The 21,472-nt window shown below is 60.7% G+C and carries 17 protein-coding genes and 6 tRNA genes; 7 read left to right on the forward strand and 16 right to left on the reverse strand.

Annotation, left to right across the window (positions count from 1 at the left end; genetic code table 11):
* Window positions 1-30 precede the first annotated feature (30 nt).
* Window positions 31-1,461, reverse strand: a complete 1,431-nt coding sequence (gene treB, locus LD28_RS0106390; RefSeq protein WP_033136167.1) for a PTS trehalose transporter subunit IIBC — start codon at window positions 1,459-1,461, stop codon at window positions 31-33.
* A 192-nt stretch (window positions 1,462-1,653) separates the two neighbouring features.
* Window positions 1,654-2,601: a trehalose operon repressor TreR gene (gene treR, locus LD28_RS0106395; protein WP_033136168.1), complete on the reverse strand. Its 948-nt coding sequence runs from the start codon at window positions 2,599-2,601 to the stop codon at window positions 1,654-1,656.
* A 135-nt stretch (window positions 2,602-2,736) separates the two neighbouring features.
* On the opposite strand from treR, the gene LD28_RS0106400 reads away from it, so the two are divergent.
* The 6 genes from LD28_RS0106400 to pbpG all read left to right on the forward strand — a co-directional run bounded on the left by LD28_RS0106400 (window position 2,737) and on the right by pbpG (window position 8,453).
* A complete protein-coding gene (locus tag LD28_RS0106400; RefSeq protein ID WP_033136169.1) occupies window positions 2,737-3,687 on the forward strand; it encodes an AEC family transporter in 951 nt (316 codons plus the stop codon).
* A 174-nt stretch (window positions 3,688-3,861) separates the two neighbouring features.
* The gene (locus tag LD28_RS0106405) at window positions 3,862-4,056 is read left to right on the forward strand and encodes a heavy-metal-associated domain-containing protein (protein WP_033136170.1); all 195 of its coding nucleotides are present in this window, start codon (window positions 3,862-3,864) and stop codon (window positions 4,054-4,056) included.
* Between the two features lie 130 nt (window positions 4,057-4,186).
* Complete coding sequence (gene ansB, locus LD28_RS0106410) at window positions 4,187-5,245, forward strand: L-asparaginase 2 (protein ID WP_033136171.1); 1,059 nt, start codon at window positions 4,187-4,189, stop codon at window positions 5,243-5,245.
* 246 nt (window positions 5,246-5,491) lie between these two features.
* Entirely contained in the window at window positions 5,492-6,784 is a 1,293-nt protein-coding gene (locus LD28_RS0106415) for a hemolysin family protein (RefSeq protein WP_033136172.1), read from the forward strand.
* Window positions 6,785-6,802: 18 nt separating this feature from the next.
* A complete protein-coding gene (locus LD28_RS0106420) occupies window positions 6,803-7,468 on the forward strand; it encodes a DedA family protein (RefSeq protein ID WP_033136173.1) in 666 nt (221 codons plus the stop codon).
* A gap of 157 nt (window positions 7,469-7,625) precedes the next feature.
* Window positions 7,626-8,453 (forward strand): D-alanyl-D-alanine endopeptidase, encoded by an 828-nt coding sequence (pbpG, locus tag LD28_RS0106425; protein ID WP_033136174.1) that lies wholly within the window; start codon window positions 7,626-7,628, stop codon window positions 8,451-8,453.
* 345 nt (window positions 8,454-8,798) lie between these two features.
* Here the strand turns inward: pbpG and LD28_RS0106430 are convergent.
* From LD28_RS0106430 to pncC, 12 genes are all read right to left on the reverse strand, one after another.
* A tRNA-Arg gene (locus tag LD28_RS0106430) sits at window positions 8,799-8,875 on the reverse strand.
* Between the two features lie 28 nt (window positions 8,876-8,903).
* Window positions 8,904-8,980 (reverse strand) — tRNA-Arg (locus LD28_RS0106435).
* Window positions 8,981-9,008: 28 nt separating this feature from the next.
* Window positions 9,009-9,085 (reverse strand) — tRNA-Arg (locus LD28_RS0106440).
* Between the two features lie 25 nt (window positions 9,086-9,110).
* Window positions 9,111-9,187 (reverse strand) — tRNA-Arg (locus LD28_RS0106445).
* 100 nt (window positions 9,188-9,287) lie between these two features.
* A tRNA-Arg gene (locus tag LD28_RS0106450) sits at window positions 9,288-9,364 on the reverse strand.
* A gap of 3 nt (window positions 9,365-9,367) precedes the next feature.
* Window positions 9,368-9,460: transfer RNA gene (locus LD28_RS0106455), tRNA-Ser, on the reverse strand.
* Between the two features lie 213 nt (window positions 9,461-9,673).
* A complete protein-coding gene (gene csrA, locus LD28_RS0106460) occupies window positions 9,674-9,862 on the reverse strand; it encodes a carbon storage regulator CsrA (RefSeq protein WP_005336053.1) in 189 nt (62 codons plus the stop codon).
* 103 nt (window positions 9,863-9,965) lie between these two features.
* Window positions 9,966-11,204 carry an aspartate kinase gene (locus LD28_RS0106465; RefSeq protein WP_033136175.1) on the reverse strand — a complete coding sequence of 413 codons (1,239 nt, stop codon included), beginning with the start codon at window positions 11,202-11,204 and terminating at the stop codon, window positions 9,966-9,968.
* Window positions 11,205-11,220: 16 nt separating this feature from the next.
* Window positions 11,221-13,845, reverse strand: coding sequence for an alanine--tRNA ligase (gene alaS / locus LD28_RS0106470; RefSeq protein WP_033136176.1), 2,625 nt, complete (start codon window positions 13,843-13,845; stop codon window positions 11,221-11,223).
* Between the two features lie 467 nt (window positions 13,846-14,312).
* Window positions 14,313-14,816 (reverse strand): regulatory protein RecX, encoded by a 504-nt coding sequence (locus LD28_RS0106475; protein WP_033136177.1) that lies wholly within the window; start codon window positions 14,814-14,816, stop codon window positions 14,313-14,315.
* A 38-nt stretch (window positions 14,817-14,854) separates the two neighbouring features.
* Window positions 14,855-15,916 (reverse strand): recombinase RecA, encoded by a 1,062-nt coding sequence (gene recA, locus LD28_RS0106480; protein ID WP_033136178.1) that lies wholly within the window; start codon window positions 15,914-15,916, stop codon window positions 14,855-14,857.
* A gap of 80 nt (window positions 15,917-15,996) precedes the next feature.
* Window positions 15,997-16,488, reverse strand: coding sequence for a nicotinamide-nucleotide amidase (pncC, locus tag LD28_RS0106485; protein ID WP_033136179.1), 492 nt, complete (start codon window positions 16,486-16,488; stop codon window positions 15,997-15,999).
* A gap of 248 nt (window positions 16,489-16,736) precedes the next feature.
* Here pncC and mutS point away from each other — a divergent pair, with 248 nt between their 5' ends.
* Window positions 16,737-19,328 carry a DNA mismatch repair protein MutS gene (gene mutS, locus LD28_RS0106490; protein ID WP_033136180.1) on the forward strand — a complete coding sequence of 864 codons (2,592 nt, stop codon included), beginning with the start codon at window positions 16,737-16,739 and terminating at the stop codon, window positions 19,326-19,328.
* A gap of 90 nt (window positions 19,329-19,418) precedes the next feature.
* On the opposite strand, the gene LD28_RS0106495 is transcribed toward mutS, so the two are convergent.
* Window positions 19,419-20,282, reverse strand: coding sequence for a patatin-like phospholipase family protein (locus LD28_RS0106495; protein WP_033136181.1), 864 nt, complete (start codon window positions 20,280-20,282; stop codon window positions 19,419-19,421).
* A gap of 286 nt (window positions 20,283-20,568) precedes the next feature.
* Window positions 20,569-21,462, reverse strand: coding sequence for a type 2 periplasmic-binding domain-containing protein (locus LD28_RS0106500; protein WP_033136182.1), 894 nt, complete (start codon window positions 21,460-21,462; stop codon window positions 20,569-20,571).
* Window positions 21,463-21,472 lie beyond the last annotated feature (10 nt).

The following is a 21,472-nucleotide window of genomic DNA, read 5'->3' on the forward strand; positions in this document are numbered from 1 at the left end:
GCGACCCGCGGGTCGCCCTGATAATCAGTGTCAGGCGCTGGCTTGGGCCAACTTGCCAGCTGCTTGCTGGCGCTGGTAGACCAGCAGGGTCAGCGCCAGCGGCACCACGATGGCAACCAGCATGGCAACGGCGTAAACGGCCCAGTATTGCGGCTGGATGGAGAGGATGCCCGGCAGCCCCCCGACCCCGATGCCGTTGGCCATCACCCCGGCGAAGCCGCAGATAAGGGCCGCGAGGCTCGAGCCCACCATGGCGCACAGCATGGGGAACTTGTACTTGAGGTTGATGCCGTACATGGCCGGTTCGGTCACCCCAAGGTAGGCGGAGATGGCGGCTGGCACCGAGATCTCCCGCTCGTTCTCCTTGCGGCTAATCAGAATGATGCCGACGACCGCAGATGCTTGAGCGATGTTGGAGAGCGCGATCAGCGGCCAGATTGGCGTGCCACCCATGCTCTGCATCAGCTGCAGATCCACCGCGTTGGTAGTGTGGTGAATGCCGGTGATGACCAGCGGTGCATAGAAAAAGCCGAACAGGGCGGCACCGATGGGAGCAAAGGAGCCGGTCATGGCGGCCTTGGCGGCAAAGCCGACACCATCACCCAGCCAGCGACCGAACGGGCCGATAAAGGCGTGGGCCACGATCACTGCCAGCAGCAGCGAGACAAACGGCACGATCACCAGATAGAGATAGGCCGGAATGATCCGCTTGAGGTGGGTCTCCACCCAGGCCAGGAATACCCCCGCCAGCAGGGCCGGAATGACCTGCGCCTGATAACCCACCTTCTGGATCACGAACAGACCGAAGTCCCACACCTCCGGGGTCTGCTGACCGATGCCGTAGGCGTTCATCAGCTGCGGCGACACCAGCGTGATGCCCAGCACGATACCGAGGATCTCGGAGCCGCCCATCTTCTTCACCGCCGACCAGCAGACGCCCACCGGCAGGAAGTGGAAGATGGCCTCACCCAGCAACCAGAGGAAGGCGTGCACCTGAGCCCAGAACTGGCTGATCTCGGTGAGGGTGTGCGTGCCATCGTCGAACATCTTGATGTCGCCGATGACGTTGCGAAAGCCCAGGATCAGACCGCCGGTGATGATGGCGGGCAGCAGCGGCACGAAGATCTCCGCCAGATGGGAGATGCCCCGCTCCAGCGGGTTCATGTTCTGGCGCGCCGCCTGCTTGGCGGCCTCCTTGCTGCCACCGCTGACACCGAGCTGTTCGGTCAGCGCCTTGTACCACTGATCCACCTCGTTGCCGATCACCACCTGGAACTGACCGGCGTTGGTGAAGCAGCCCTTCACCGCCGGGATGGTCTCGATGGCCTTGCTGTCGGCTTTGGCCGGATCGTTCAGGACGAAGCGCAACCGGGTCAGGCAGTGGCTGACGGTGGCGATGTTCTCCTTGCCGCCAATCTTGTCGATCAGGGTGGCAAGCTGTTGTGCGTTGATCTTGGACATGGGTCTTCCCTCTGTGACGCCATTGAATCGTGGTCTGCATCGCCCTTTTGAACCAGTCTATCGGCCGGAGCGCTTTTGGTATCGTTCCCATTTAGCATGCCGACAATCTTGCCAGATCAGAATGGGAACGTTCCCAATTCGTGGCCAGCGTCACAAAAAGCCTGTTTTTTGTTCAGCCTGAAGTGATGGGGCTCACAGGGTTTGGCAGGGGGCTATGGTCGCCAGCGGAGGCTGCTCCAGCTCGATCTGGCCGAGCAGCTGGCGCGCCGCCTGCTCCCCCGCCCCCTTGTAGCCCAGATCGAGACTGAGGGCGTTGGGGAAGAGGAAGCTGAGCATGGGGTTGTTGCCAAGGCCGGTCACCAGCACCTCGCTACGCCCTTGTTCTTGCAGGTATTTTGCCGCACCGATGGCGAGGGTGTCACTGGCGCAGACCAGCGCCTGGGTGGTGGGGGTAAGCAGCTCGGCAGCCAGCCGGTAGCCGCTCTGCAGGCTGAGATCGCCGAGGGCGCTGTGCGGGTTCACCCCCTGCTCTGCACAGTAGCCGAGATAGGCGTCGAGGCGGCGCTGGCCGGTGGTGAGATCCGAGGCATCCACCCCCAGATAGGCGATGTCGCGGATGCCGCGAGCGGCAAGCTGGCCCAGCATGGTGCGCACCGCACCGGCGTCGTCGAAGCAGACCGAGGAGAAACCGGGGTATTCGCGGGCGACCAGCACCAGCTTATCTTTCAGCTGGGCCATGGCGGCATAGTCCAACTCGTTGAAGGCAAACAGGATAATGCCATCCACCCCGCGCCGCTCCAGCACCGCCAGATGCTCCTGCACCTTGGCGGGGGAGAACTTGCTCTCCATCAGTACGGCGTCGTAGCCGCGCTGGTAGAGGGTCTCCAGCATGCCGCGCACCGCCTGATTCTCCGAGCTGGAGTCGAGCCGCGAGACAATGATCCCCACCACCTGCTGGCTCTGGCTGCGCATCGCCCGCGCCGACTTGCTCGGCACAAAGCCGTGTTCGGCGATGATCTGCTCCACCCGCTCGCGGGTCTCCTGCTTCACCTTGGGATCCTGATTGAGCACCCGGGAGACGGTCGACTTGCCGACGCCACTCAGTCGGGCGATATCGAGGATGGTCAGTTTCTTGTCCATGAATTGGCTCACAGGAGGCTAGGCGGTGGAATTGCACATTGTTGTGATTAACCCCTGTGAATACAAGCCCATGGCGTTAGAATGCCCTTTTTGCCCCGCCGTCAGGGTGTGTGGGCACAGCACAGGATGCCCATCATGGATCTGCTGGCCAGTCTGCTCTTCTCCCTCTCCATCACAGGCCCTATCTGCGTGGTGCTGCTGCTCGGCATCTTGCTCAAGCGGCTGGGGCTGCTGCCGGACCCCTTTACCGAGTCCGCCTCGCGACTGGTGTTTCAGGTCACTCTGCCCGCCCTGCTCTTTCTCAGCATTCTGGGCACCAACTTCGCCACCATGCCGAGCCTCTGGTTTATCGGCTATGGCCTGCTCGCCACCGTCATCAGCTATCTGGTGCTGGAGCTGCTGGCGGGCCGCTTTATCGGCGAGCAGCGACTGCGCGGCATCTTCGTGCAGGGGAGTTTTCGCGGCAACAGCGCCATCATCGGGCTCGCCTATGTGCAGAACGCCTATGGCCACGAGGGGCTGGGAGCGGCAGCACTCTATGTTGGCGCGGTGACCGTGCTCTACAACATCCTCGCGGTGATCACCCTCACCCGCAGCCTCGGCGGGGCAACCGGCATTCGCCCCATCCTGCTCGGCATTATCAAGAATCCGCTGATCATCGCCATCGTGGCGGCGCTGCCGTTCAGCCTGCTCGGCATCAAGATGCCACAACTGCTGCTCACCACCGGCAGCTACTTCGCCAACATGACGTTGCCGCTGGCGCTGCTCTGCACCGGCGCCTCCCTCAGTCTTGGCGCCCTGCGTGGCGGGGCAGCGCTGACCGGCTGGGCCAGCGTGATGCGCCTCTGCCTGATCCCGGCAGCTTTTACTCTGGGGGCTGCCCTGCTCGGCTTCAGCCATCTGGAGCTCGGCATCCTGTTTCTCATCAGCGCCACCCCGACTGCCGCCGCCAGCTATGTGATGACCCGCGCCATGGGGGGCGACAGCGTGCTGGCCGCGAACATCATCGCCACCACCACCCTCGGCTCGCTGGTTACCACCAGTCTGGGAGCGACCCTGATGAATTACCTCGGTTTGATGTACTGACCCTGCCAGAGGAGACTGCCAACCTCATCGCCACCACGAACCTTGGCTCGCATCTCACCCACACACCGGCTGGGAGCAACCCTGATGAACTCTCTGGGCTTGATGTACTGACGGCTTGACCTTGCCGGAGGCGGCAGCTTTACCCTTGTGACATATCAACCGAGGAGAACATTTATGACCATCGAACTCACCGTCTCCGGCATGTCCTGTGGTGGCTGCGCCGCCAGCCTGCAAAAAGCCCTGCTGGCCCAGCCTGCGGTCACCACCGCGACCGTCGATTTCGGCAGCAGCAAGGCCGTCATCGAGAGCGGGCTGAGCAAGGCCGAGCTGATCGCCCTGATCGAAGCCAAGGGCTTTCAGGCAGGTTAATTTATCTCTATAGAGGTATAAAACAGGTTAAAAATCTGTACTCACCTGTCTTTTGGTGAGTTTTATCACAGACACCGGTGGTTAAGTAGGCAAACTTGCTGCGATTATTCCAACCATAAGGATTTGCAGCATGACCCTACCGATCCGCAAGACCCTGCTCGCCGCCGTTGTCGGCCTGACCCTCTCCCCGATGGCCATGGCCCTGCCCAACGTGCACATTCTGGCGACCGGCGGCACCATCGCCGGGGCAGGCCAGTCGGCTACCCAGTCCAACTACGAGGCCGGCAAGGTAGCTATCGAGACCCTGATCGCTGCAGTTCCCGAGATGAAGAACGTGGCCGATGTGCAGGGTGAGCAGGTGGTCAAGATCGGCTCCCAGGACATGAACGACGAGGTGTGGCTCAAGCTGGCCAAGCGGGTCAACGAGCTGCTGGCCAAGGATGACGTGGATGGCATCGTCATCACCCACGGCACCGACACCATGGAAGAGACCGCCTACTTCCTCAACCTGACCGTCAAGAGCGACAAGCCGGTGGTGCTGGTCGGCGCCATGCGCCCCTCCACCGCCATGAGTGCCGATGGCCCGCTCAACCTCTACAACGCCGTGGTGACCGCCTCTGACCCGAGCTCCAAGGGCCGTGGCGTGATGGTGGCGATGAACGACACCGTGCTGGATGCCCGCGACGTCACCAAGACCAACACCACCGGGGTGCAGACCTTCGCCTCCCCCAACTTCGGCCCGCTGGGTTACATCCACAACGGCAAGATCGACTATCAGCGCACCCCGGCCCGCCTGCACACCAGCAAAACGCCGTTTGACGTGAGCAAGCTCGACAAGCTGCCGCAAGTGGGCATCGTCTACAACTATGCCAACGCCACCGATCTGCCAGCCAAGGCGATGGTGGATGCCAAGTTCGACGGTATCGTCAGTGCCGGTGTCGGTAACGGCAACCTCTACCACACCCTGTTCGATACCCTGGCCAAGGCAAGCAAGGATGGTATTCGCGTGGTGCGCTCCGCCCGCGTACCGACCGGCGCCACCACCCTGGATGCCGAGATCGATGATGCCAAATATGGCTTCGTGGCCTCCGGCACCCTCAACCCGCAAAAATCCCGCATCCTGCTGATGCTCTCCCTGACCCAGAGCAAGGATCCGGCCCAGATCCAACGCTGGTTCCAGCAGTTCTGATAAGGCTTGTCTGAACAGTGATGAGCAAGGGCGGGACTTCCCGCCCTTTTCCATCCCGCGACGCCCGCCTCGCCCGAGGCTCCACTTGGCGGGCGCCCCCCATCCCTTTTTTCCACCATCATTTTCAGCCATCACGGGCAGCTGTCATCAAATTAGCGAGCCGGATCACCCGCTTTCACAAGCGCATCGCCGCCAAATTCATTACACTGCCAGCGATCTTATCTACTCAAGAGGTGCTGTTGCTGTATGGAAATATTGATCCTGCTGGGATTGATTTTGCTTAATGGCGTCTTCGCCATGTCAGAAATCGCCATCGTCACTGCACGCAAGGCGCGCCTCGGCAAACTTGCCAATGAAGGCAACCGCTCCGCCGCCATCGCCCTCAAACTGGGTGAAGACCCGACCCATTTTCTCTCCGCCGTCCAAATCGGCATTACCAGCATCGGTCTGCTCAACGGTATCTACGGCGAATCCCTGCTGGCCCAACCCTTCTCCCTCTGGTTGCAGGAGTGGGGACTCCCGGCCAAGAGCAGTGGCCTGATCGCCACCGTCATCGTGGTGGTGGTGGTCACTTACCTCTCCATCGTGGTGGGGGAGCTGGTGCCCAAACGGCTTGGCCAGCTCAATGCCGAGCGCATCGCCTGTCTGGTGGCCCGCCCCATGCACTGGCTCGCCACCCTGACCCGCCCCTTCGTCTGGCTGCTATCAGCCTCCACCAATGCGTCCCTGCGACTGCTGCGGGTCAACCAGAATGGCAACGCCAACGTCACCGAGGAGGAGATCCACGCCATGCTGGTGGAGGGATCGGAAGCCGGGGTGATCGAGGATCATGAACACACCATGCTGCGCAACGTCTTCCGTCTCGACGAGCGCAGCCTCTCCTCCCTGATGGTGCCGCGCAGCGATATCCGCTATCTGGATCTGGCGCTGCCGCTGGAGACCAACCTGCAGCGGCTGGTGGAGTATCGCCACAGCTATTTTCCGGTCTGCGACGGCAACCTGTCAGAATTGGTGGGTATCATCAATGTCAGCAAGGTGCTGCACGCCTATATCAAGGGGGAGCCCATCGAGCTGGCTGCCCTGACCCAGGAGGGCAGCCTGCTGCCCGAGACCCTCAACGGCGTCGAGCTGCTCAACCACTTCCGCACCCACAGTGAACAGATGGCGCTGGTGGTGGACGAGTATGGCGAGTTGCAGGGGCTGGTTACCCAGCAGGATCTGCTGGAGGCACTGGCAGGGGATTTCCAGCAGGAGGATGGCACCGACAACTGGGCATTCCTGCGCGCCGATGGCAGCTGGTTGCTCGATGGTCTGATCCCGCTGCCGGAGTTGAAGGACTGTCTGGAGCTGGTTCGTCTGCCAGAAGAAGAAAAACATCACTATCACACCCTCGGAGGGCTTATCATGCTGCTCCTTGGTCGTGTTCCAAAAACCGGAGATCTGGTGACACTGGAACAGTGGCAACTGGAAATTGTTGACATGGATGGCCTGCGCATCGACAAGGTGCTCGCCATGCCCTTGACCGATCAACCCAGCTAACCTGCGGAGTTTGCAAGTATGGAGCAGTTTTACCAACTGGCTCACGCCTTTATGAATCACGATCTGAACACACTGTCCGATCCCAAGATGGCCTTCATGATCTGTGGTGTGATTTTGACGTTTCTGGTACTGGAAAACGGATTCATCCCTACCGCCTTTCTGCCCGGTGACAGCCTGCTGCTGCTGACCGGCGTACTTATCTATCAGGACGTGCTTTCCATCGGGGTGGTTCCGCTGCTGATCATGGCCACCTTTGTCGGCACCTGGCTCGGTTACATGCAAGGGCGCTTTCTCGGTCATACCCAGCTCTACCACCGGCTGATGTCCCATGTGGAAGAGAGGCACCAGCAGAAGGTCTACCACCTGCTGGACAAGTACGGGATCATCACCCTGATCACCGCTCGCTATATCGCCTTCGTCCGCACCGCCTATCCCTATATCGTCGGTGCCACCGAGCTGCCCCAGGGACGCTTTCTCATCGTCAATCTGATCAGCTCCATCATGTGGATCTGCCCGCTGGTCGGCATCGGCTACTACCTGAGCCACACCAAGCTGGCAGCCGAATACCAGACCCAGTTCTTCAACATCATCATCTATCTGCCGGTGGTCCTGCTGGTGGGTGGCATGGTAGCGCTGGTCTGGCGCTGGATCAGCAAGCGCAAGGCCGCACAGCCGCGGGACTGACCCCTCGCGCAACGCCTTGCCAGAAAGCCCTCGCCAGAGGGCTTTTTTGATCGTCTTTTTGCGCAAATAGCAGAAATAGTCCCTGTCGGATCTTGTAAAGCAGGAGTAAAAATGAGTGAATCTAGCGCCTTTTTTGGATGGGAATGGAGTCGGTAGTATGCGGTGTCGGATTCGCGCAGTTGCGCTGCTTTTTGGATTGATTGGAATGCTGGGATTGCCTGCGGTCAGCGCAGCGCCCAACCCCGCAAAACTGGAGATCCGCTCCGGCAGCGCTCTGGTCGTGGATGTAAAAACGGGCAAGACGCTCTATCAGAAGAATGCCACCAAGGTACGTCCCATCGCCTCCCTCACCAAGCTGATGACAGCGCTGGTGGTACTGGATGCCAGACAGAATCTCGACCAGACCATCACCGTCGACAAGGATGATATCGATCGGGTCAAGCACACTCATTCACGCATCCGTATGGGTACCAAAGTGAGCCGTCGCGACGCCCTGCACCTGGCACTGATGTCTTCAGAAAACCGGATGGCCTCAGCCCTGTCACGCCACTACCCGGGCGGACGTACAGCCTTCGTGCGCGCCATGAACAACAAGGCCAGAGCGCTCGGGATGCGCAATACCCACTTCTACGACTCCACCGGTCTCTCGACCCGCAACGTCTCCACCGCCCAGGATCTCGGCAAGCTGGCGACCGCCGCCTATCGTCAGCCGCTGATCCGCCAGTTCACTCAGGATGAGAACCGGGAGATGCGGTTCAGCGCCCCTGCCTACAGCCTGATGTTCAACAACACCAATCCGCTGGTGAAGAACCCGGATTGGGACGTGCGCCTCTCCAAGACCGGCTTTACCGATGAAGCGGGACGCTGTCTGGTGATGCGTGCCAAACCGGATAGCCAGGAGCTCGCCATCGTGCTGCTCAACTCGGTGGGCAAACGCACCCCCATCGGCGATGCCAACCGCATTCGCAAATGGCTGAAAAGCTGAGTGGATCTCTTCACACAAAAGGATGCTGCGGCATCCTTTTTTATTGCCCGCAAAACGCCTCTGCGGGCCGTAGAGGATGTCGGCTGCCACAGCCTGCTTGATGAGCTACGCGTCCTCTCCCGTGGCAGCAACAGGCATACAGAGCACCTGCAGATGAAGCAATGAGTGGCAAGGCGTGGTACCGGTCAGAAGAGCTCGACGCAATGGCAAAAAGGGGGAATGGAGGATGGTAAGCGAAGAGAGGCGGGAGGGCGATCCGGCCGCCACAGCGAATGGGGAGCCACACCACAGCGCTAACTGTCGCCCATAAAAAAACAGCCCCGACCGAAGTCGAGGCTGTCTGTATGGTGCGCCCGAGAGGATTCGAACCTCTGACCACCTGGTTCGTAGCCAGGTACTCTATCCAGCTGAGCTACGGGCGCTCATAAACTTTTGGTACTGCTTGAAATATGGTGCGCCCGAGAGGATTCGAACCTCTGACCACCTGGTTCGTAGCCAGGTACTCTATCCAGCTGAGCTACGGGCGCTCACAAACTTTTGGTACTGCTTGAAAAATGGTGCGCCCGAGAGGATTCGAACCTCTGACCACCTGGTTCGTAGCCAGGTACTCTATCCAGCTGAGCTACGGGCGCTCATAAATCGTTGTGTTGTTTTAAATGGTGCGCCCGAGAGGATTCGAACCTCTGACCACCTGGTTCGTAGCCAGGTACTCTATCCAGCTGAGCTACGGGCGCCCTGATTTAAAACGATAAAAAAAGCTTACTTATCAGTAAGCCTTTTCCAAAGTGTCGACTTGCTGATGGTCAACACATGACTCTTGCTTGAGTCGTAATATGGTGCGCCCGAGAGGATTCGAACCTCTGACCACCTGGTTCGTAGCCAGGTACTCTATCCAGCTGAGCTACGGGCGCAAATGGCGGAGAAGGGGGGATTCGAACCCCCGATGCGGGTATAAGCCGCATACTCCCTTAGCAGGGGAGCGCCTTCAGCCTCTCGGCCACCTCTCCGTTTGCGGGGCTGATAATACTTCACAGGGATTTTTAGTCAAACACTTTTTTGGAGAAAAAAGTGCGTTCGCTCAGCATTTGGCCAAAGCGTGGAATATTCAAACAATATCGGTACTTATCCCGCAGTTTCGCGCCTTGCAGGGCGATTTTGCGGACCATAAAAAACAAAAGGCGACACATAAGGTGTCGCCTTGTCACAGCCATGCAGACAGCTTAGAAACCCGGTTGGCCCGGAACTTTCTCAGCCTGGATGCGCTGGTAGATCTCTTCGCGGTGCACAGAGACCTCTTTCGGTGCGTTGACACCGATACGGACCTGATTACCTTTAACGCCCAGTACGGTGACAGTCACTTCATCACCAATCATCAGGGTTTCCCCAACACGACGAGTCAAAATAAGCATTCGCTTGCTCCTGTATCCTGTTTTGTTTTTATATCGATATGCGACATTATCTTACAAAGATACCGATATGGTAAATGGTTGAAACTAAATCAATCAGAGATCGTTAGCCCAAGGGCTGCTCCTGCGGGGCCTGATCCAACCCGAAAGCCGCGTGCAGGGCTCGCACCGCCAGCTCCAGATACTTCTCGTCAATCACCACAGAGATTTTGATTTCAGAGGTCGAGATCAACTGCATGTTAATCCCCTCCTCGCCCAATACCTTGAACATGGTGCGCGCAACACCGGGATGGTTCCACATGCCGACACCGACAATGGAGACCTTGGCAATCTCGCCATTTCCCTGTACGCAGGAGGCGCCCAGCGCAGTGGCGGTCTCCTCCAGCAGTGCCCGGGCGCGGCGGTAGTCGTCACGATTCACCGTGAAGGTGAAGTCGGCAGTGCCATCGCCCAGGGTGTTCTGCACAATCATGTCGACATCGATGTTGGCGTCGCTGATCGGATTCAGGATCTGCGCAGCAACGGTTGGCCTGTCGGGCACACCCAGAATAGTCAGGCTGGCCTCGTTGCGGTTAAAAGCGATCCCGGATACCAGGGGAGCTTCCATCCTCTCACCTCCATATGTGATTAAGGTTCCCTCTCCATCGATAAAGCTCGACAGCACCCGCAGCGGGACGCGGTACTTGCCCGCAAACTCCACCGAGCGGATCTGCAGCACCTTGGCACCAAGACTGGCCATCTCCAGCATCTCCTCGAAGGTGATGGTGTCGAGACGACGCGCCTTGGGCTCGATGCGCGGATCCGTGGTGTATACCCCATCCACATCGGTAAAGATTTGGCACTCATCAGCCTTGATGGCCGCCGCCACGGCAACCGCCGTGGTGTCCGAGCCACCGCGGCCCAGCGTCGTGATGGCGTTATGCTCGTCACGGCCCTGAAAACCGGCGATCACCACCACCTTGCCCGCCCCCAGTTCAGCCTGAACCAGTGCGGTGTCGATGTGGGTGATGCGCGCCTTGCCATAAGCGGAATCGGTATGAATGCGCACCTGATCACCGGTCATTGAGACCGCAGGACAACCGCGTTTGTTCAACGCGATCGCCAGCAGCGCTATGGTGACCTGCTCACCGGTGGAGACCAGCACATCCATCTCGCGCCGGTTGGCATCAGGATCCAGCTGCTGGGCCATGCCCAGCAACCGGTTGGTTTCGCCCGACATGGCGGAGACAACCACCACCACGTCGTGTCCCTGGGCGCGGGTCTGCTCGACCCGCTCAGCTACCGCCTCGATCCGCTCCAGTGTGCCGACCGAGGTGCCGCCGTACTTCTGTACATAGAGTGCCACAGATCACCTCGCCCGCTTACAGGCGCTCTTCCAGCCAGGAGTGAACAGATTGCAGCGCCGCAGGCACAGCTTCCGGCTGGGTACCACCCGCCTGAGCCATGTCCGGACGACCACCGCCCTTGCCACCCACCTGCTGGGCAACCAGATTGACCAGCTCGCCAGCCTTGACCTTACCGGTCAGGTCGTTGGTGACACCGGCGATCAGGTTGACCTTGCCATCGGCACAGGTTGCCAGCAGCACGACACCGGACTTCATCTGATTCTTCAGCTCGTCCAGCATGCCGCGCAGGGATTTCGGATCGGCCCCTTCCAGCGCTGCAACCAGCACCTTCTGACCGTTGATCTCGATCACCTGACCCAGCAGGTCGTTACCGGCCTGAGCGGCCAGCTTGGCCTTGAGCTGCTCCAGCTCGCGCTCCATCATTTTGGCTTTGTCCAGCATCTGGCGAACCTTGTCGGCGATGCAGAACTGGTCACCTTTCACCAGTGCGGCAGCCTCTTCGATCTGCTCGCCAACCTGATGCATGAAGTCGATGGCAGCCTTACCGGTCACCGCTTCGATACGGCGCACACCAGCAGCGATACCGCTCTCGGCGATGATCTTGAAGAAGCCGATATCACCGGTGCGCTTGGCGTGAGTACCGCCGCACAGCTCGGTGGAGTAGTCGCCCATGCGCACCACGCGCACGTCGTCTTCATATTTCTCACCAAACAGCGCCATGGCACCGGCAGCCTTGGCCGCTTCCAGATCCATCACCTGGGTGTTGATTTCGTGGTTGGCGCGGATCTGGTTGTTGACCAGCTCCTCGACCCGGCGAATGGTCGCCATGGTCAGCCCCTCGAAGTGGGAGAAGTCAAAGCGCATGCGCTCGGCCCCCACCAGAGAACCTTTCTGGGTGACGTGATCGCCCAGTGCCTGACGCAGGGCGGCGTGCAGCAGGTGAGTCACCGAGTGGTTCAGAGCAACGGCCTGACGACGATCGCCATCAACCACAGCTTCCACTTCGGCGCCCTTCTCCAGGGTGCCCAGCTCCATGTAGCCCTTGTGGATGATCGCCTTGCCCGCTTTCAGGGTGTCGGTCACGGCAAAGATGCCGTCGTCCACTTTCAGAGTACCGCTGTCGCCAATCTGGCCGCCGGACTCGGCGTAGAAGGGGGTCTCTTCCAGCACGATGACAGCTTCGTCACCGGCGATGAGACCGCTCACCTCTTCCACACCCTTGTAGATGCCGACCACGCGAGTGCGCTCGCTCAGGGTCTTGTAACCGGTGAAGGGGGTCTCGAAGTCGAGCTTGAGCATCTCGTTGTAGTTCACGCCGAAGCTGGACGCTTCCTTGGCACGAGCACGCTGCTTCTCCATCTCGGCCTTGAAGCCCTCTTCGTCGATGCCGATCTCGCGCTCGCGCACCACGTCGGCAGTCAGGTCGGCCGGGAAGCCGTAAGTGTCATAGAGCTTGAACACCACTTCGCCCGGAATAACCTTGGCATCGCCCAGGTTGGCCAGAGCGTCTTCCAGCAGCAACAGACCGCGATCCAGAGTGCGGACGAACTGCTCCTCTTCGATGCGCAGCACACGCTCGACCAGCGGCAGCTGGGCGATCAGCTCGGCAGCGACATCCTTCATCTGCACCGCCAGCTCGGCAGCCAGTTTGTAGAAGAAGACGTCGGTGGCACCCAGCTTGCGACCATGACGCACGGCGCGGCGGATGATGCGGCGCAGCACATAGCCACGACCTTCGTTGGACGGCATCACGCCATCTGCCACCAGGAAGGCGCAGGAGCGGATGTGGTCAGCGATGACGCGCAGGGACTGGTTGCTCAGATCGGTAGTGCCGACAATCTCGGCCGCTTTCTTGATCAGCGCCTGGAAGATGTCGATTTCGTAGTTGGAGTGCACGCCCTGCATGATGGCGGAGATCCGCTCCAGACCCATGCCGGTATCCACGGACGGACGCGGCAGCGGCTCCATGGTGCCGTCAGCCTGACGGTTGAACTGCATGAACACCACGTTCCAGATCTCGATGAAACGGTCGCCATCCTCTTCCGGTGAGCCGGGACGGCCACCCCAGATGTGATCGCCGTGGTCATAGAAGATCTCGGTGCAGGGACCGCACGGGCCGGTATCGCCCATCGCCCAGAAGTTGTCGGAAGCGTAAGGGGCACCCTTGTTGTCACCGATGCGCACGATGCGATCGGCCGGGACACCGACCTCTTTTTCCCAGATATCGAAAGCTTCATCGTCAGTCGCGTAGACGGTCACCAGCAGGCGATCTTTCGGCAGCTGCAGCACCTCGGTCAGGAAGCCCCATGCAAACTTGATGGCATCCTGTTTGAAGTAGTCACCGAAGCTGAAGTTGCCCAGCATTTCGAAGAAGGTGTGGTGACGGGCGGTATAGCCGACGTTTTCCAGGTCATTGTGTTTACCACCGGCACGGACACAACGCTGGGACGTGGTGGCGCGGTTGTAGGCACGCTTCTCGGCGCCAAGGAACACATCCTTGAACTGGTTCATACCCGCGTTGGTAAACAACAGGGTCGGGTCGTTATGCGGTACCAGCGAGCTGGAGGAGACAACCTGGTGTCCCTGGGAACGGAAATACTCGAGAAACGCAGCGCGTATCTCTGACGTGGACATATACATGGAAAATCCTGCTTGATTCGAATACGGACTTTTAACCGCATTAATGTAAGTTTTCTGCGGGGTAAAGTAAAACGTACAGGCCCGTCACGGGCGAAAAAGCGCGCATAAATGGATACGAAGAGAAAAGGGAGGCAAACCGGCGCTTTTTGAGCCGGTGATCAGGCCAAAAGCAGCGGAAAATAGGCAGGTAACGCGGCAGAACCGGCCTTTCATCACACCCGGCCCCCAAGCCACTGAATGGGCAGGGAAAATCCTATAAAGGCGAGATAAGGGGTATCACCGCGTGGTACCAGAAAAAGGAAAGAACGCTGCCGGAAGGCCGTAACAGTGACGAGCGGCACGGCCTGCGGCACTCCATCTGCGTGAGCCGAAAAAGAGGCTCCGTCGTGTGATCGATATGTCTAACAATAGGGTGGGCACCACGTCGTCGCACGACCTTGCATCACGCGACAAGGCACCACCGCCGACTACTCTGCGGCCGCCTCTTGCAGGGCTGAGATAGCATAACGCGCCTGCTCCTGGGTAAAACCACGCCCCAGCAGGTACTTGAGCCACTTCATCCGCAGCTTGAAATCCGCCAGATCGGCCAACCGGGCGCGCCGTTCGAGCAGGGCAAATGCCAGCTCGAACCAGTCCAGCTCCGGTTGATCGAATGCAGCATCAATCTGCATATCGTCGAGCCCCTTGCGGCGCAGATCGAAGCGGATCTTGATAGGGCCATGCCCCTTGGCGGCACCGGCCCGCACCGCCATGCCGCCGTAACGTTCATCGTTGACCCAGTTGTAACCGCGGCAGTAGTCGACTACCGCCTCGATCACCTCTTCATTGAAACCCTGCTGGCGCAGCCGGTTGGCCAGCTCCGACTCGGCGCTCTCGCGACGGGCCAGACTGCGCATGGCAAAGGCGCGGGCAGCAGCAAACAACTCTTCAAAGGAGAGTTCAACGGGTTCAGGGAGAGATTCATCGACCATAAATGACAAGGCCGGGTATCAACCCGGCCTCCTTTACCTTATTCGAACTCTTGTTCGCTTTCGTCTTCAAACTCTTCAGCGGCAGCAGCCACAGGCTTTTCTGCCGGTACGGCACCGGAGAGCAGCAGCTCGCGCAGGCGGGCTTCCACTTCGCCAGCCATCACCTTGTTCTCGGCGAACAGCTTCATGACGTTGGCCTTGCCCTGACCGATCTTCTCGCCGTTGTAGCTGTACCAGGCACCCGCCTTGTCGATCAGCTTGTGCTTGACGCCCAGATCCACCAGCTCGCCCTCTTTGGAGATGCCAGCACCGTAGAAGATCTGGAATTCAGCCTGCTTGAAGGGCGGGGCCACCTTGTTCTTGACCACTTTGACGCGGGTCTCGTTACCGACCACTTCGTCGCCTTCCTTGATGGCGCCGATACGACGGATATCCAGACGCACGGAGGCGTAGAACTTGAGCGCGTTACCACCGGTAGTGGTCTCCGGGCTACCGAACATGACGCCGATCTTCATCCGGATCTGGTTGATGAAGATGCACAGGCAGTTGGCGTTCTTGATGTTGGCTGTCAGCTTGCGCAGCGCCTGGGACATCAAACGGGCCTGCAGGCCAACGTGGGAGTCACCCATCTCCCCTTCGATTTCCGCTTTCGGGGTCAGGGCCGCCACGGAGTCGACGATGATGACGTCAACCGCATTGGAGCGCACCAGCATGTCGCAGATTTCCAGCGCCTGTTCACCGGTATCCGGCTGGGAGATCAGCAGGTCGTCAACGTTGACGCCCAGCTTGGCAGCATAGATAGGGTCGAGTGCGTGTTCCGCATCGACGAAGGCACAGGTTTTGCCTTTCTTCTGGGCTTCCGCGATCACCTGCAGGGTGAGGGTAGTTTTACCGGAAGATTCCGGGCCGTAGATCTCGACGATACGGCCACACGGCAGACCGCCGATGCCCAGCGCCACGTCCAGCGAGAGGGAACCGGTAGAGATGGCTTCGATATCCATGGTCTTGCTGTCGCCCAGACGCATGATGGAACCTTTGCCGAACTGCTTTTCAATCTGACCCAGCGCAGCCGCCAGTGCCTTCTGTTTGTTCTGATCCATGCCAATCTCCGCTGGAAATCGTGAGTAAGAAGTGAAGTTGGGCTAAGTATACTGTCTATTCATACAGTATCAAGCCCAATTTATCTGAGCAGGGCCAACAGACCCGACAAGGCCTGTCTCACCGCCTGCTGGCGCACCTGTCGGCGATCCCCGTCGAAGCGGGCGAGCAGGGAGTGGTGGCGGCCGTTGCGGTCGGCCCAGGCGAACCAAACGGTGCCGACCGGCTTGTCCTCGGTGGCGCCGCCGGGGCCAGCGATGCCGCTGATGGCCACACTGATGGCGGCCGACGAGTGGGCCAGCGCGCCGCGGGCCATCTCAAGCACCACGGCTTCGCTCACCGCGCCATGCTGCGCAAGAGTCTCGCCACTCACCCCCAGCATCTGCTGCTTGGCCTCGTTGGTGTAGGTGACAAAACCGCGATCGAACCAGCCGGAGCTGCCCGCGATGTCGGTGATGGCGCTGGCCACCCCGCCGCCAGTACAGGATTCGGCGGTCGCCGCCAGCCAGCCCCGTTGACCGAGGGCCCGTCCCAGCTCGATGGCAAGGTGCTCTATCTCTGCATCCAGTTTCATCACGACTCCTTCTGATCCGCTCAAGAGGCACATTATGCGATCCCGCTACCGCCCCCCGCAACCACGGCAGTCCGCGCTTGCCTGCTGCAATGAGGCGTCGCACCGGGGTCACGCCTTCAATACTGCAGAGCAGCCGCGCCCGGAACACTACCTCCCCCGTCGCGGCGCTTATGTGTAGAATGGCGCCATCAAGCTCAAGGCTCATCACCGCAGACACTGGCCCGCAGAGGCCCCTTCTGGAACAGAACATGACCGCACAACACCAAGCCAGCGGCGCCACTGGCTCCGCTCCCGGCGCCAATCTGAGCGCCCACACGCCCATGATGCAGCAGTACCTTGGCCTCAAGGCCGAGAACCCGGAGATCCTGCTGTTCTATCGGATGGGCGACTTCTACGAGTTGTTCTATGACGATGCCCGCAAGGCCTCCCAACTGCTCGACATCTCCCTGACCAAGCGCGGCCAGTCCGCGGGCAGCCCGATTCCCATGGCGGGGGTGCCCTATCACGCCATCGAGGGCTATCTGGCCAAGCTGGTGCAGCTCGGCGAATCTGCCGCCATCTGCGAGCAGGTGGGGGATCCCGCCACCAGCAAGGGGCCGGTGGAGCGCAAGGTGATCCGCATCATCACCCCGGGCACCGTCTCCGACGAGGCGCTGCTCAGCGAGCGGCAGGACAACCTGATCGCCGCCGTCTACCACGATGGCCGCCGCTTCGGCTATGGCACTATGGACATCGGCTCCGGCCGCTTCTTCATCAACCAGTTCGACAAGGAAGAGACTTTACTGGCCGAGCTGCAGCGCACCAATCCGGCCGAGCTGCTCTATCCCGAATCCTTCGAGTTTCTGCACCACATCGAAGGTCGCCGCGGCCTGCGTCGCCGCCCCGAGTGGGAGTTTGAGCTGGGCACCGCTCGCAAGCTGCTCTGCCAGCAATTCGGCACCCAGGATCTGGTGGGCTTTGGCGTCGACAAGAGCGAGACCGCCCTGTGCGCCGCTGGTTGCCTGATGCAGTACGTCAAGGACACCCAGCGCACCGCCCTGCCCCACATCCGCAACGTGCGCCTCGAGCAGCCCGATCATGCCGTCATCATGGATGCCGCCACCCGCCGCAATCTGGAGCTGACCCAGAATCTGGCCGGTGGCTATGAAAATACCCTGGCCGAGGTGCTGGATCGCACCGCCACCCCCATGGGCAGCCGGTTGCTCAAGCGCTGGATCCACCAGCCGATCCGCGATCGGGTGATCCTGAAGGGTCGCCAGAGCACCATCAAGGAGTTGATCGAGCAGAACCTCTATGACGAGCTCGGCAACCTGCTGCGTCAGGTGGGGGATGTGGAGCGGGTGCTGGCCCGTCTCGCCCTGCGTTCGGCCCGTCCGCGCGACCTCACCCGGCTGCGTCAGGCCTTTGCCCAGTTGCCCGAATTGCAGCGCCTGCTGGCGGATAACGAACACGAAGCAGTGCAGCAGCTGGCCGAGCGCGCCAGCACCTTCCCTGAGCTGCTCGACCTGCTGGAGCGCGCGGTGATGGAGGTGCCGCCGGTGCTGATCCGTGATGGCGGCGTGATCCGTGACGGCTTCAATCAGGAGCTGGACGAGCTGCGGGATCTGGCCAACGGCGCCACCGCCAGCCTCGCCCGCATCGAGGAGCGGGAGAAGCTGCTGACCGGCATCAACACCCTCAAGGTGGGTTACAACAAGGTGCACGGCTTCTATATCGAGGTGAGCCGTGCCAACAGCCATCTGGTGCCGGCCCACTACATCCGCCGCCAGACCCTCAAGAACAACGAACGCTACATCATCGATGAGCTGAAGAAGTACGAGGACAAGGTGCTCACCGCCCAGGCCCAGGCGCTGGCGCTGGAGAAGCGGCTCTACGAAGAGCTGCTCGATGCCCTGCTGCCCCACCTCGGCGATCTGCAGGAGTCGGCTGCCGCACTGGCTGAGCTGGACGTGCTGGCCAATCTGGCGGAGCGGGCCGAGAGCCTCGACTATCGCTGCCCGACGCTCATCGATGAGGATCAGATCCTGATCGAAGCAGGCCGCCATCCGGTGGTGGAGCAGGTGATGAGCGATCCCTTTATCGCCAACCCCATCCGGCTGGAGCGGGAACGGCGGATGCTGATCATCACCGGCCCCAACATGGGCGGTAAATCCACCTACATGCGCCAGACCGCACTGATCGTGCTGCTGGCCCATATCGGCGCCTTCGTGCCCGCCGACAGCGCCCGCATCGGCCCCATCGACCGCATCTTTACCCGCATCGGGGCGTCGGACGATCTCGCCTCCGGCCGCTCCACCTTTATGGTAGAGATGACCGAGACCGCCAACATCCTCAACAACGCCACCGCCCGCAGTCTGGTGCTGATGGACGAGATTGGCCGCGGCACCAGCACCTACGACGGCCTCTCGCTGGCGTGGGCCTGCGCCGAACAGCTGGCGAGCAAGATTGGCGCCTACACCCTGTTCGCCACCCACTACTTCGAGCTGACCCGCTTGCCCGAGCTGATGAGCGGGCTGGCCAACGTCCATCTCGATGCAGTGGAGCACGGCGACACCATCGCCTTTATGCATGCGGTGCAGGAAGGGGCGGCCAGCCGCTCCTACGGTCTGCAGGTGGCGGCGTTGGCCGGGGTACCGAAATCGGTGATCCAGCAGGCCCGTCACAAACTGCACGAACTGGAGAGCGCCACTCCGGTGGCCGCCGGTGAAACCCGCCCGGCTCCGGTGTCTCTCGCCCCGCAACCCCATCCGGTGGTGGAAGAGCTGGCAGCGGTGCGCCCGGACGAGCTGACCCCCCGTCAGGCACTCGACCTGCTCTATCGCCTCAAGCAGATGCTGTAAGCACCTGCCGCCGCGCAAGCATGCAAAAGGGGAACCGCGAGGTTCCCCTTTTTACTGGTCAGCACATTATGTTCAGCACCAACCCGCCGTTCAGGCCACCGCCCGCGCCTCCCTGCGGGCACGCAACAGGCTCTGACACCCCAGCCAATAGCCCTGCAGATAGCCGGACTCCAGCTTGGTCGGATCCTGGGTAAACCGGGAGACCATGAAATCAGCCGGTGGCGCTATCACCTCTATTTCGCAATCGGCGGGTGGATTGGCAATAAAGTCGAGGGCCTGGTTGTAGGCGCGATCCCGCACCAGCATGGCCTGTGCCAGCGCCGGTTGGGTTTTCAGCAACACCCTCACCATCCAGCAGAAGCGAGGTGGTTTTTTGCGATACCCCCACGGCTCGGACAGGATCACCGTGATCCGGCGGGCCCCACGCCGATAGGCCTCAATCATCGGGATGGAGTCACTGATCCCGCCATCGGCCATCGGGCGACCATCGACGCAGGGAGTCTCGCGCTGCACTACCGGCAGGGAGCAGGTGGCGGTCAGCACCTCATCCATGTTTTCCGGCCGCACTTGCAGATAGATGGCCTCGCCGCTCGCCACATCAGTCGTCACCGCGTAGAAGGGAGTGTCGCGGGCGCAGAAGGTATCGAGATCGAGCGGGAAGCGGTGGCGACTGGCCCGCCACAGCCAGCCGATATCCACCAGATCGCCCCCTCTCACGAAGCGCAGCGGATCGAGAAAACGGGGACTGCAGGCCAGCTCGGTGATGATGCGATGGCTGCGGCGCGACTGCTCGCTCAGATAAGAGACCAGATTGGTGGCTCCAGCAGAAACCCCCATGACGAAATCAAACGGGTAGTAATGGCTTTCCATGAAGGCATCGAGCACGCCACTGGCGAAGATGCCGCGCATGGCACCTCCTTCGACAATCAGGGCGGAAGTATGGGGATAAAGCATAACAAGGCTCCGTCAGCTGTAATACGTGCAGGGATCGATCCCTGCCCAGTGATGGACGCCTTCATGCAACACACCAAGACGCCGCAGCAGGACGGGTCAGGCAAATCGCGAGGCTTTAGCGCCGGGCAGGATCACACCTGAAACCGTGAAGCGACACCCAGTATATGCAGCACATCAACATTCAAAAAATGAATTTAAATAATAATAGTTATGCCTATTTGGCATGGTTATGGCACGAAAAAGGCCAGCCGCAGGGCTGGCCACGCCGCTGATTGCCGGTTTCGGCTCAGGGCAAGCCGGGGCCGAAGCGGCCCGTCACCGGGTCGTAGTGGTAGGCGTCGTAGTCAAAATCGATCCCTTTGAGCAGCGGATTGGGCAGCTCAAACAGCCGCCGCTGGTGGAGCCTGGCCTGATCGAGGGAGGGCTTGAAGTGGCGCAGCCAGAGCTGTTGCAGCGAGCCATCCCGCCACGCCAGCTTGAGCCCGGCCTGAATGCGCTGGATCCCCGCCTGATTCCCCTTGTAGGTGTAGAAGAGGTGGAGGAAGGGGTAGTGCAGGGCGATGTGCTGATCCACGGTGAGGCCGGTCACGTCCCGGTGCTGCTCCAGCTCGGTAAAGAGCTCGTTGGCGCCGCGGCAAAAGAGGTCAGCCCGCCCGCGCGCCACCAGCTTGAACAGGCGCTCGTAGCTGTCCACCTCCTGTACCTGCAGGCCAGCCGCCCGCAGAATGGCGGCATCCTGCCAGCCACGCCCCTGCACGTTCTGGTACTGCTTGAGCTGCTCGAAGCGGGTCACCCCCGCAATCGCCTTCGCCTGCTGCGGGCTGACGAAGCAGATGCGATAGCCGAGGATGCCGAGCTCCACCGGGAAGCGAACATAGTCGAGGGCCTCGCCGCTCTCCGGCTGCGGGGTATCAACGGCAAAGAAGTTGGGATAGAGGTTGGTCTCCAGCACCTGGCGCAGCCGGAGCCGGTTCATCGGCGGTGCCGCCCGCAGCTCGTAGTCACCGAAGCTGTCGCGGGTCTTCTCCAGCGCCAGCTGCAACAGCTCGCGGAAATAGATGGTGCGCTGGTCCCGGTCGCTCTCCGGGCTGATATGGGTAAAGACGTCGCTCGCCCGCAGGGGGGCGGCAATAAGCAGGCTGCACAGCAGCAAGAAGGAGGCGAGGCGATGAAAGATCATACTGCTCATC

It is taken from the genome of Aeromonas finlandensis (assembly GCF_000764645.1).
Taxonomy (GTDB): Bacteria; Pseudomonadota; Gammaproteobacteria; order Enterobacterales; family Aeromonadaceae; genus Aeromonas; species Aeromonas finlandensis.